The organism is Streptomyces sp. NPDC012827 (genome assembly GCF_042900905.1).
GTDB lineage: Bacteria > Actinomycetota > Actinomycetes > Streptomycetales > Streptomycetaceae > Streptomyces > Streptomyces gulbargensis.
The window spans coordinates 72,230-83,782 of record NZ_JBIBBY010000007.1; the positions used below are offsets into that span (position 1 = coordinate 72,230).

Below are 11,553 nucleotides of genomic sequence, written 5' to 3' on the forward strand. Positions count from 1 at the left end.
GGCCGCCCCGGACCCACCCCGGGGCGGACGCCGGTCACCAGGCGGGCGGGCTCGCTATCGCACGGGCGAGGACCTCGTCGAGGACGCGGGCCGTGGTCTCCACGTCGTACGTGGAGTTGTCGATGATCGGCAGGCCCGAGCCGTACCAGCCGGCCATCCGGCCGTGGATGGCGGCGACCTCCTCGTCCGAGAGGCGCCGGTTGCCGCTGCGCTCGGCGTTGCGCTCCAGGACGATCTCCAGGCCGGGCAGGAGGACCACGGGCAGCAGTCCGGGGCCGACGTGCCGCTTCCAGCCGCCGAGGCCGACGACGGGGCGGTCGGGGAAGACGGCGTCGTCGAGGATGCAGGAGATGCCGTTGGCGAGGAAGTTCCGGGCGGCGAAACCGCAGGTGCGGCGGGCGAGCCGGTACTGCGCCTCGGAGTTCTCGTTCCATCCGGACTGCGGGTCGGCGAATCCGGAGCAGACCCATTCGCGGACGTCGTCCAGGCTGATGTGCGCGGTCGGCACCCGCCGTCGCTGGGCCCAGTGGCGGGCCACGGTCGTCTTGCCCGCGCCCGCCGGGCCGATCAGCAGGACGGCGAGGGTCGCGGTACCGGTACCGCCCCCGGGTTCGGCGGGCGGCGCGAGGGGCGCGACGGGCGGCAGCGGGACGTGGCCGGTGGGCTCGGCCCGGTGCGGCGACGCGGAGGGAGGCGCGGCCGGCGGCTGCGGTACGGCCCCGGGGACGCCCCAGACCGGTGCGCCCTGAGGCGCCGGCGGCGCGGCCGGGTGAGGCGCCCCGGGGGCACCGGCCTGGACGGCGCGGTGCACGCCGAGGCGGGAGCCGGGACGGGCGGGGGCCGAGGGCGGCGGCGGGGGGACGGGAGGCCGGCCGTCCAAGGACCCACCGGGCCCGTTCACGGGGTCGGGTGCCCGGCCCGACCGCTCGGGCGGTGGCAGCGGGCCCCCCACTGCGTGCTGCATCCGGTGGCACTCCGTCCCGTACGACTGCTGTTCTTCGGTGTCCCGGCGTTCGCGCGGGGACGGCGGAACGTTACCGCCCCGGCCCCCCGCGAGGGGAACGGCCGGGTCCCGCCCGGAGTGCCCGGCTCCGCGCCCGGTCCCACGAGCGCCGTGCCGGACACGGTCGGTCCCGCACCCTCCGCGGCGCGGGGTTCGCGTCCCCCCACCTCTTTGCCCGGACCCGCCCCCTCCATCCCTCAGGCGGACAGTTCCTCGGCGAGGGCCCGCAGCGCGAGCCGGTAGGAGCCGACCCCGAAGCCCGCGACGGTGCCGGTGGCGACGGCCGCGACGACCGAGGTGTGGCGGAACTCCTCGCGGGCGTACGGGTTGGAGATGTGGACCTCGATCAGGGGCGCGGTGCGCTGGGCGGCGGCGTCGCGCATGCCGTACGAGTAGTGCGTGAACGCCCCCGGGTTGAGGACGACCGGGATCGAGCCGTCCGCCGCCTCGTGGAGCCAGCGGATCATCTCGCCCTCGTCGTTCGTCTCCCGGACCTCGACGTCGAAGCCCAGCTCCGCGCCGAGGTTCCGGCAGGACTCGACCAGCCCCTTGTAGGAGGTGGCGCCGTAGATGTCCGGCTCCCGCGAGCCGAGCCGGCCCAGGTTCGGGCCGTTCAGGACGAGGACGCGCCGGCGTCCCGGCTCGCTCACGCGGACACCTCGCCGTACGCCGCGACGAGGACGGCCGGGTCGGGTCCTTCGAGGACGGACGGCTTGCCGAGCCCGTCGAGCACGATGAAGCGCAGCAGGTCCCCGCGGGACTTCTTGTCCACCTTCATGGTCTCCAGGAGCTTGGGCCACTGGTCGCCGCGGTAGGTGAGCGGCAGGCCGACGGACTCCAGGACGCTGCGGTGCCGGTCGGCGGTGGCGTCGTCCAGGCGTCCGGCGAGCCGGCCGAGCTCGGCGGCGAAGACCATGCCCACGGAGACGGCGGCGCCGTGGCGCCACTTGTACCGTTCGTTCTTCTCGATGGCGTGGGCGAGGGTGTGGCCGTAGTTGAGGATCTCGCGGCGGCCGGACTCCTTGAGGTCGCCCGAGACGACCTCCGCCTTGACCTTGACGGAGCGGACGATCAGCTCCGCCGTGTGCGGTCCCGCGGGGGTCCGGGCGGCCTGCGGGTCCTGCTCGATCAGGTCCAGGATCACCGGGTCGGCGATGAAACCGGCCTTGATGATCTCGGCGAGCCCGCTGACGTAGTCGTGGACCGGCAGCGAGTCGAGGGCGGCCAGGTCGCACAGCACACCGGCCGGCGGGTGGAAGGAGCCGACGAGGTTCTTGCCCTCGGCGGTGTTGATGCCGGTCTTGCCGCCGACCGCCGCGTCGACCATGCCGAGGACCGTGGTCGGTACGGCGACCCAGCGCACGCCCCGCAGCCAGGTCGCGGCGACGAAGCCGGCCAGGTCGGTGGTGGCGCCGCCGCCGACGCCCACGATGACGTCGGTGCGGGTGAAGCCGGTCTGGCCGAGCGCCTTCCAGCAGTAGGCGGCGACCTCGGCGGTCTTCGCCTCCTCGGCGTTGGGCACCTGGATGGCGACGGCCTCGTACCCCTGGTCGGCGAGGTCCTGGCGGAGCGCCTCGCCGGTCTCGGCCAGGGCCTCCGGGTGGATCACGGCGACCCGCCTGGCCCGGTCCCCGATGAGGGTGGGGAGCTCGCCGAGCAGCTGCCGGCCGACCAGCACCTCGTACGGGTCGGTGCCCGCGCTGCCCGCGACGTGGATGCGGGTGACGTCCTGCTCCGTGGTCATGCGTCCTTCTTCAGTTCCAGTGCCGAGAGGACCGCGTCCGCGACCTCCTCGGGGGTCCGCTCGTCGGTGGCGACGACGACCCGGGCGACTTCGGTGTACAGGTGGCGGCGGGCCTCCATCAGCTCGCGCCACTGTCGGCGCGGGTTGACGGCGAGCAGCGGCCGGGCGGTGTTGAGCCCCACCCGGCGTACGGCCTCCTCGACGTCCATGGAGAGGTACGCGACGGGCAGCCCGGCCAGCAGGGCCCGGGTCCCGGCGTCCAGGACCGCGCCACCGCCGAGGGCGAGGACGCCCTCGTGCTCGGCGAGCGCCGCGGCGACGGCGGCCCGCTCCAGGGCGCGGAAGTGTTCCTCGCCGTCCTCGACGAAGATGTCGGAGATCTCCCGGCCCTCGGCGGCGACGATGTCGGCGTCGGTGTCCCGGTAGGGCGCGCCGAGCCGTTCGGCGAGGAGCGCGCCCACCGTGGACTTGCCGGAGCCCATGGGCCCGACGAGGACGACCAGCGGCCCGCCGGTCACCGGATGTGCAGGTGGTCGAGGTACGACCGGACGTTGCGGCGGGTCTCGGGGACCGAGTCGCCGCCGAACTTCTCCAGCACGGCGTCGGCGAGGACCAGGGCGACCATGGCCTCGGCGACGATGCCCGCGGCCGGGACGGCGCAGACGTCGGAGCGCTGGTGGTGGGCGGCGGCGGCCTCGCCGGTGGCGACGTCGACGGTGGCGAGGGCGCGGGGGACGGTCGCGATGGGCTTCATCGCGGCGCGCACGCGCAGCAGCTCGCCGGTGGACAGGCCGCCCTCGGTGCCGCCGGAGCGGCCGGAGGTGCGCCGGATGCCCTCGTCGGTCCGCACGATCTCGTCGTGGGCCTTCGATCCGGGTACGCGGGCGAGGTCGAAGCCGTCGCCGACCTCGACGCCCTTGATGGCCTGGATGCCCATGAGCGCGGCGGCGAGCCGGGCGTCGAGGCGGCGGTCCCAGTGGACGTGGGAACCGAGGCCGACGGGGACGCCGTAGGCCAGGACCTCGACGACGCCGCCGAGGGTGTCGCCGTCCTTGTGGGCCTGGTCGATCTCCGCGACCATCGCCTTGCTCGCGTCGGCGTCGAGGCAGCGGACCGGGTCGGCGTCGAGCTTCTCGACGTCGGCGGGGGTCGGGTACACGCCGTAGGGGGCCTTGGCGGCGGCCAGCTCCACGACGTGGCTGACGATCTCGATGCCGGCGGCCTCCTTGAGGAAGGAGCGGGCGACGGCGCCGAGGGCGACGCGGGCGGCGGTCTCCCGGGCGCTGGCGCGCTCCAGGATCGGCCGGGCCTCGTCGAAGCCGTACTTCTGCATGCCGGCGAGGTCGGCGTGGCCGGGGCGGGGGCGGGTGAGCGGCGCGTTGCGGCCGGTCTCCTTGAGCTCCGACGGGTCGACCGGGTCGGCCGACATGACCTTCTCCCACTTGGGCCACTCGGTGTTGCCGACCATGACGGCGATCGGGGAGCCGAGGGAGAGGCCGTGCCGGACGCCGCCGAGGAAGGTGATCTCGTCCTGCTCGAACTTCATCCGGGCGCCGCGCCCATATCCGAGGCGCCGCCGCGCGAGGTGGTCGGCCACCAGCTCAGTGGTGACCGGGACACCGGCGGGAAGACCCTCAAGGGTCGCGACCAGCGCGGGTCCGTGGGATTCCCCAGCGGTCAGCCAACGCAACCTGCTCAACGATGCTCCTCATGCTCGCGCCTGGGCACTGCGACGGCGCGGCCGGGTGCGCGGCCCTGGCCCGCCACCTCAGATCCTCCCACGTCCGGGGCGTCCCCTTGGTCCCGGTCCAGCTGTCGGACGCGCGTCTCAGCTTCCGGTTCGGCCGGGGCGGGGTCGACCGAGCCGGCCGAACGGGCCCTGCGGGACCGCACGGCTCCGTAGGCGAGGGCCCCGCAGCCGAGGGCGAGGACGGTCCAGCGCGCCCAGGCCGGAACGTCGCTGAAGAACCCCACGTACAGAAAACGCGCCAGATCGAGGCCCGCGTCCCACTTCGACGCCAGCACCATGTCCTCGCCCATGTCCCCTGTGTCCCCCCAAGTCCTTCGCTTTCGTGCCGCCGCCCGTCAGCGGGCGGCCAGTGCCCGCTCCCCCGCCGCGCGCATCGCGGCGAGCGGCGCGCGCGGGACGCCCGTCATCTGTTCGACCTGGAGGACCGCCTGGTGGACCAGGAGGTCGAGGCCGCCGACCACCTTGCCGCCGCGCTCGGTCCAAGCGGCGGCCAGCGGTGTCGGCCACGGGTCGTACAGGACGTCGAAAAGGGTGCCCACCCGGTCGGGCACCTCCCCGGCGAGGGCGTTGGTGGTGCCGGCCGGGGTGGTCGCGACGACCAGCGGCGCGGTGAAGGCCTCGGCCGCGCGTTCCCAGTCGGCCGTACGGACCTCCACGCCGAGGCGCTCGCCCCAGCCGCGCATCTCCTCGGCGCGGGCCTCGCTCCGTACGTAGGCCGTGACGGGGCCCGCGCAGACGCGGGCCAGCGCGGCGAGGGCGGAGGAGGCGGTGGCGCCGGCGCCGAGGACGGCCGCCGACTCCACCTTCTCGACGCCCCGCTCGCGCAGGGCGGCGATCATGCCGGGGATGTCTGTGTTGTCACCGACCGTGCGCCCGTCCGCACGGAACACCACCGTGTTGACCGCCTCCACGGAGGCCGCCGTGTCGCTGATCCCGTCCAGGAGCGGGATGATCGCCCGCTTGAGCGGCATGGTCAGCGAGAGGCCGGCCCAGGTGTCGTCGAGCTCGGCGACGAAGCCGGGCAGTGCCGCCTCGTCCACCTCGAAGCGGTCGTAGGACCAGTCCCCCAGGCCGAGCGCCTCGTACGCGGCCCGGTGGAGGACCGGGGAGAGCGAGTGGGCGATCGGCGAACCGAGGACGGCCGCGCGGCGGCGCGTCTCACTGGTTCGTGCTGGCATTGAACTTGTCCTTCAGGATCAGGAATTCGGCGTGCGTCTTGGCGAACTCGGTCTTGTTCATGCCGTCCGTGGCCACGAAGTAGATCCAGCCGTCCTTCGTGGGGTCGAGCATGGCGGCGAGTGCCTCGTTGCCCGGGTTGCCGATGGGGCCGGGCGGCAGACCCTTGTGCTTGTAGGTGTTGTACGGGTCGGTGTTGGTGTTGGCTTCCTTCTCCGAGATCTTGATCTCGGACTGGCCCTTGAGGTAGTTCAGCGTGGAGTCGAACTGGAGGAGCTGGTAGGTCTCCCGGTTGTCGGGCTGGAGGCGGTTGTAGACGACCTCGGCCATCTTGCGGAAGTCGTCGTGCGTCTTGCCCTCGGCCTGCACGAGGCTCGCGACGGTCACCAGGTCCCACGGACTCTTCATGCCGAGCTCCCGGGACTTCGTCTCCAGGTCGAGCTTGGCGTACTCCTGGTTGGCGCGGCTCACCATCTTGCGGAGCGCGTCCTCGGGCTTGCTGCTCTTCGCGACCGGGTAGCTGGCCGGGAAGAGGAAGCCTTCCAGGGGGTCCTTGACGTTCTGGTGCCCCTTGGCCCAGTCGGGCAGGCCGAGCGAGTCCGCCTTGGTGAGGGCGATCTCCCTGGTGGTGCCCGGTTCGAGGTCGAGGCGCTGGTCCAGCCGCTCGTACACCCAGGCGTTGCGCTTGCCCTCGGGAATGATCAGGTTGGCCTGGCTGGCCGCGTTGAGCATGAGGTCGACCGCGCTCTCGGCGGACATCTCCTTCTTCAGCGTGTAGACGCCGGCCTGGATGGTGAGGCCTTTGGGGTGGCGCTGCTGCGCCGAGACGAAGGCGTCGACGCTCTTGACCACACCCTCCTTCTTGAGGATGTTGCCGATGTCGTAGCCGCCGGCGCCCTTGGGGATCTCGACCTGGACCTCGCCGGTGCCCGAGCCCGTGTAATCGGGGGCCTCGCCGAACTGGCCCTGCCAGAACTGGTAGCCGAAGTAGCCGATGCCGCCGACGCCGCCGACGAGGACCGCCGCGACGACCAGGCAGGCGAAGCCGTTCTTGCCCTTGCGCTTCTTGGCCTTGTTGCGGCGCTCACGGTCGTCGCCGCGCGAGCCGCGACCGCCACGGCCCGCGCTTTCGGTCGCGTGGGCCTCGTCGGGGTCGTCGTCCTCGCCGGTGAAGAAGGGGTGACGTTCCTCCTCCGGTCCGGAGTGACGATCGTCCTCCGCCTCCCGGCCGTGCTCCCGCGTCGGCGGTTCCTGCCGCCGACCGGGGGGCTGCGGGGGCGGGTAGGCCTCGGGGGTGCCGTAGAGGTCGGGGTCCTGGCCGCCGTACGGGTCGGCCGGGGGCGCGGTGTACGGCATGGCGGCCTGGCCGGTCTCCCAGGTGCCGTCGTACTGGCGTCCGGGGTCCCCGGGCGTGTCGTAACCGCCGCCCGGGTATCCCGGCTGCTCGTACTGCCGCTGGTCGTCGTAACCCTGCGGCGCGTACTGTTCGTGCTGCGCCTGCTGGTGCAAGTGGTGCTGCTGCTGATGCGCGTGGGACTGCTGCTCGTCCACCGGCTGGTGCTGGTGTTGCTGCTGGTACGGGTCCGGCGCGTAGCCCTGCCCGCCGTCCGGCTGCGCGTACGGATCCTGGTACCCCTGCTGCGGGTAGCCCTGGTCCCCGTGGCCGTACTGCGTCGACTGCTGCGGGTGCGGGTGGTACTGCTGCTGGCCCTCCCACCCCTGGTCCCCGTACAAGGGGTCCGTGGGGTGCCACGGTTCGGAGCCGGGGCTCCGGCCATACTCAGTCATCGATCCCCAAAACAGCCGCGAGGCTTCCGGACGATCCGCCTCTACGTAGTGCGGCAGCTGTTCGAACACCGCCGCATCGCGCGGAACGTTACCGTATCGCGATCAGATGACCACTTCGACGCCCTCACCGGGCGGATTACCTGATACCCGTTCGGACTCAAGAGCGTTCTGCAGGATGATCACAGCGGCGGCCTGGTCGATGACGGAGCGCCCCTTCTTCGCCTTCACTCCGGAGGCGCGCAGTCCGTGGGTCGCGCTCACCGTCGTCATCCGCTCGTCCACCAGCCGGACCGGCACCGGGGCGATGCCCTTGGCCATCTCGCGGGCGAAGGCACGGACCTTGGCCGCGGCCGGGCCCTCCCGCCCGCTGAGCGAGCGGGGCAGGCCCACGACGACCTCGATCGGTTCGTACTCCTCGACGAGCCGGCGGAGCCGCCGGTGGGCGGCCGGGACGTCACGTCCCGGCACGGTCTCCACCGGCGTGGCCAGGACCCCGTCGGGGTCGCACGAGGCGACCCCGATCCGGGCGTCCCCGACGTCGACGGCGAGTCGTCGTCCTCGTCGCATCAGGCCGTTTCCACCACGAGGCGCTCGACGGCGGCGATGGCCTCGCCGACGGCCTCCGGGTTCTGGCCGCCGCCCTGGGCGACGTCCGGCTTGCCGCCGCCACCGCCGCCGAGGGTCTTGGCGGCCGTGCGGACCAGCTCGCCGGCCTTGAGACCGCGCTCGCGGGCGGCCTCGTTGGTGGCGATGACCGTGAGCGGCTTGCCGTTCGCCGTGGTGAAGAGGGCCACGACGGCCGGCCGGTCGGAGGAGATGCGGCCGCGGACGTCCAGGACCAGCTTGCGCAGGTCGTCGGCGCCGGTGCCGTCCGGCACCTGGCCGGTGACCAGGGCGACGCCGCGGATGTCCTTGGCGGACTCGACCAGGCCGGCGGCGGCCTGGAGGACCTTCTCCGCGCGGAACTTCTCGATCTCCTTCTCGGCGTCCTTCAGCTTGCCGAGCATGGTGGAGATCTTCTCCGGCAGCTCCTCGGGGCGGCCCTTGACCAGCTCCTGGAGCTGGGCGACGACCGTGTGCTCCTTGGCGAGGAAGTTGTACGCGTCGACGCCGACGAGGGCCTCGATGCGGCGCACGCCGGAGCCGATGGAGGACTCGCCGAGGAGCTTCACCAGGCCCAGCTGGGCGGTGTTGTGGACGTGCGTACCGCCGCACAGCTCCTTGGAGAAGTCCCCGATGGTGACGACGCGGACCTTCTCGCCGTACTTCTCGCCGAACTCGGCGATGGCGCCCTGGCGCTTGGCCTCGTCGATCGGCATGACCTCGGCGTGCACGTCCAGCTCGCGGGCGAGCACCTCGTTGATCTTCTGCTCGACGTCCATGAGGACCGTGCCGGGGACGGCGTTCGGGGAACCGAAGTCGAAGCGGAAGCGGCCGGGCTGGTTCTCGGAACCGGCCTGGGCGGCCGTCGGGCCGAGGGCGTCGCGCAGCGCCTGGTGGGTCAGGTGGGTGGCCGAGTGGGCGCGGGCGATGGCCCGGCGGCGGCGCACGTCGATGGCGGCGTAGGCGGTGGCGCCCACGGTCACCTCGCCGACCTGCACCGAACCCTTGTGCACGGAGACGCCGGGGACCGGCTGCTGCACGTCGCGGACCTCGATGACGGCGCCGGAGTGCAGCTTGATGCGGCCCTGGTCGGCGATCTGGCCGCCGCCCTCGGCGTAGAACGGGGTGCGGTCGAGGACGACCTCGACCTCGTCGCCCTCGCTGGCGGCCGGCGACGGGACACCGTTGACCAGCAGGCCGACGACGGTGGTCTCGCCCTCGGTGTTGGTGTAGCCGGTGAACTCGGTGGCGCCGGCGGTGTCGGCGATCTCGCGGTACGAGGTGACGTCGGCGTGACCGGTCTTCTTGGCCTGGGCGTCGGCCTTGGCGCGTTCCCGCTGCTCCTTCATCAGGCGCCGGAAGCCGTCCTCGTCCACGGACAGGCCCTGCTCGGCGGCCATCTCCAGGGTGAGGTCGATCGGGAAGCCCCAGGTGTCGTGGAGCAGGAACGCCTTGTCGCCGGAGAGGACGCTGCCGCCGGCGGCCTTGGTCTCGGTGACGGCGGTGTCGAGGATGTTGGTGCCGCCCTTGAGGGCCTTGAGGAACGCGGCCTCCTCGGCGAGGGCGACGGCCTCGATGCGCTTGCGGTCGGTGACCAGCTCCGGGTACTGCTCGCCCATCGTGGTGATCACGGTGTCGACGAGGTCGCCGACGACCGGGCCGGTGGCGCCGAGCAGGCGCATGTTGCGGACGGCGCGGCGCATGATGCGGCGCAGCACGTAGCCGCGGCCCTCGTTGCCGGGGGTGACGCCGTCGCCGATGAGCATCACGGAGGTGCGCATGTGGTCGGCGACCACGCGCAGCGAGACGTCGCTGTCCTGGGCCTTGCCATAGGTGACGCCGGTGAGCTCGGTGGCCTTGTCGATGACGACCTTGAGGGTGTCGGTCTCGTACATGTTCTGCACGCCCTGGAGGATCATCGCCAGGCGCTCCAGGCCGAGGCCCGTGTCGATGTTCTTGGACGGCAGGTCGCCGAGGATCTCGAAGTCCTCCTTGCCGATGCCCCGGCCCCGCTCGTACTGCATGAAGACGAGGTTCCAGATCTCGACGTACCGCTCGTCGTTGACGGCCGGGCCGCCCTCGACGCCGAACTCCGGGCCGCGGTCGTAGTTGATCTCGGAGCAGGGGCCACAGGGGCCGGGAACGCCCATGGACCAGAAGTTGTCCTTCTTGCCCAGGCGCTGGATCCGCTCGGCGGGGACGCCGACGACGTCACGCCAGATCTGCTCGGCCTCGTCGTCGTCCTGGTAGACGGTGATCCAGAGCCTCTCCGGCTCCAGCCCGTAGCCGCCGTGCTCGACCGGGGTGGTCAGCAGCTCCCAGGCGAGCTTGATGGCGCCTTCCTTGAAGTAGTCGCCGAAGGAGAAGTTGCCGCACATCTGGAAGAAGGTGCCGTGCCGGGTGGTCTTCCCGACCTCCTCGATGTCCGGCGTGCGCACGCACTTCTGCACGCTGGAGGCGCGCGTGAAGGGCGGCTTGACCTCGCCCAGGAAGTAGGGCTTGAAGGGCACCATGCCGGCGGGGACGAGCAGCAGAGTCGGGTCGTCCGCGATGAGCGACGCCGAAGGGACGACGGTGTGCCCGCGCTCCTCGAAGAAGCTCAGCCAGCGGCGGCGGATTTCAGCCGACTCCATCAGTGGTCCTCATTCCGGTTGTTCGAATGCGTGGGCAGTACGGGATACGTGTACGTGGTGTGCGGGGGCCGGGTCGCGCCGAGGGCGGCCCGGCGGCGCCCCTCCGGCAGCTCCCCGTCCTCGGGCGGCGGCGCGTCCAGGCCGAGCGCCTCGCCCAGCTCCGCCTCGCGCTGGACCATGCCGGCCCGCACGTCGAGGGCGAATTCCTTGAGCCGGTGGCCGGTCTCGATCGCCTTGTCCGCGGCCTGTGCGGCGAGGCTCTCGGGCGTCAGCTGCCGGAGCTTGCGGTTGACCTTGGTGGTGGCCCAGACGCCGGCGGCTGCGCCGGCCGTGAACCAGAACGTGCGGCGGAACATCGCGGCTCAGCCCTTCTGCTTCCTGCGGCGTACCAGGGGCACGGTACGGCCGACGATCACGGTACGCCGCGTGGTCGCCCGCGGCGCTTCCTCCCGGCCGCCGCGCTCCCGGCCGAGGGCCTTGCGCACGCCGTAGCCGAAGGCGGCCACCTTGACGAGCGGGCCGCCGAAGGTGGAGGCGACGGTGGAGGAGAGCGCGGAGGCGTTGGAGGTGACCTCCTGGACGTCCGAGGCGATGGCGTCGACCCGGTCGAGCTGGGTCTGCGCGGACCGCACGGTCGCCGAGGCGTCGGCGAGCAGGGGAACCGCCTGTTCGGTCACGTCCGCCACGAGCTTGGTGGTCGCCCGGAGCGTCTGCGCCAGCCTCACCAGCACCACGGCGAGGAAGGAGACGAGGATCGCCCAGAACACGGCCACCAGGATCCCGGCAACCTCTCCACCGGTCACGCCGCACCGCTCTCTGCTGTCGTTGGCCTTGCGAAAAGTCGTTCTCCGACCCT

Annotated in this window: 12 protein-coding genes; all 12 read right to left on the minus strand. The window is 72.4% G+C overall.

The window, feature by feature from the left end:
- Nucleotides 1-34: 34 nt before the first annotated feature.
- Nucleotides 35-964: an AAA family ATPase gene (locus ACFY60_RS17115; RefSeq protein WP_388612925.1), complete on the minus strand. Its 930-nt coding sequence runs from the start codon at nucleotides 962-964 to the stop codon at nucleotides 35-37.
- A 236-nt stretch (nucleotides 965-1,200) separates the two neighbouring features.
- Nucleotides 1,201-1,653 carry a type II 3-dehydroquinate dehydratase gene (aroQ, locus tag ACFY60_RS17120; RefSeq protein ID WP_309054294.1) on the minus strand — a complete coding sequence of 151 codons (453 nt, stop codon included), beginning with the start codon at nucleotides 1,651-1,653 and terminating at the stop codon, nucleotides 1,201-1,203.
- Complete coding sequence (gene aroB, locus ACFY60_RS17125) at nucleotides 1,650-2,747, minus strand: 3-dehydroquinate synthase (protein WP_388612923.1); 1,098 nt, start codon at nucleotides 2,745-2,747, stop codon at nucleotides 1,650-1,652. Before aroB ends, aroQ begins: the two co-directional genes overlap by 4 nt.
- A complete protein-coding gene (locus ACFY60_RS17130) occupies nucleotides 2,744-3,265 on the minus strand; it encodes a shikimate kinase (RefSeq protein ID WP_345282188.1) in 522 nt (173 codons plus the stop codon). Before ACFY60_RS17130 ends, aroB begins: the two co-directional genes overlap by 4 nt.
- Complete coding sequence (aroC, locus tag ACFY60_RS17135; protein ID WP_388612921.1) at nucleotides 3,262-4,446, minus strand: chorismate synthase; 1,185 nt, start codon at nucleotides 4,444-4,446, stop codon at nucleotides 3,262-3,264. Before aroC ends, ACFY60_RS17130 begins: the two co-directional genes overlap by 4 nt.
- On the minus strand, nucleotides 4,443-4,787 hold the full coding sequence (locus tag ACFY60_RS17140; protein ID WP_388612920.1) for a hypothetical protein: 345 nt from the start codon (nucleotides 4,785-4,787) through the stop codon (nucleotides 4,443-4,445). The genes aroC and ACFY60_RS17140 overlap by 4 nt, the downstream gene beginning before the upstream one ends.
- A 45-nt stretch (nucleotides 4,788-4,832) precedes the next feature.
- Nucleotides 4,833-5,675, minus strand: coding sequence for a shikimate dehydrogenase (locus ACFY60_RS17145; protein ID WP_388612918.1), 843 nt, complete (start codon nucleotides 5,673-5,675; stop codon nucleotides 4,833-4,835).
- Complete coding sequence (gene mltG, locus ACFY60_RS17150) at nucleotides 5,656-7,461, minus strand: endolytic transglycosylase MltG (RefSeq protein ID WP_388612916.1); 1,806 nt, start codon at nucleotides 7,459-7,461, stop codon at nucleotides 5,656-5,658. Before mltG ends, ACFY60_RS17145 begins: the two co-directional genes overlap by 20 nt.
- Before the next feature lie 102 nt (nucleotides 7,462-7,563).
- On the minus strand, nucleotides 7,564-8,028 hold the full coding sequence (gene ruvX / locus ACFY60_RS17155) for a Holliday junction resolvase RuvX (protein ID WP_309052922.1): 465 nt from the start codon (nucleotides 8,026-8,028) through the stop codon (nucleotides 7,564-7,566).
- Entirely contained in the window at nucleotides 8,028-10,697 is a 2,670-nt protein-coding gene (gene alaS / locus ACFY60_RS17160; RefSeq protein WP_388612914.1) for an alanine--tRNA ligase, read from the minus strand. Before alaS ends, ruvX begins: the two co-directional genes overlap by 1 nt.
- Nucleotides 10,697-11,053: a DUF6167 family protein gene (locus ACFY60_RS17165; RefSeq protein ID WP_388612912.1), complete on the minus strand. Its 357-nt coding sequence runs from the start codon at nucleotides 11,051-11,053 to the stop codon at nucleotides 10,697-10,699. The genes alaS and ACFY60_RS17165 overlap by 1 nt, the downstream gene beginning before the upstream one ends.
- 6 nt (nucleotides 11,054-11,059) lie before the next feature.
- Complete coding sequence (locus ACFY60_RS17170; protein ID WP_388612910.1) at nucleotides 11,060-11,500, minus strand: DUF948 domain-containing protein; 441 nt, start codon at nucleotides 11,498-11,500, stop codon at nucleotides 11,060-11,062.
- Between the last annotated feature and the right edge of the window lie 53 nt (nucleotides 11,501-11,553).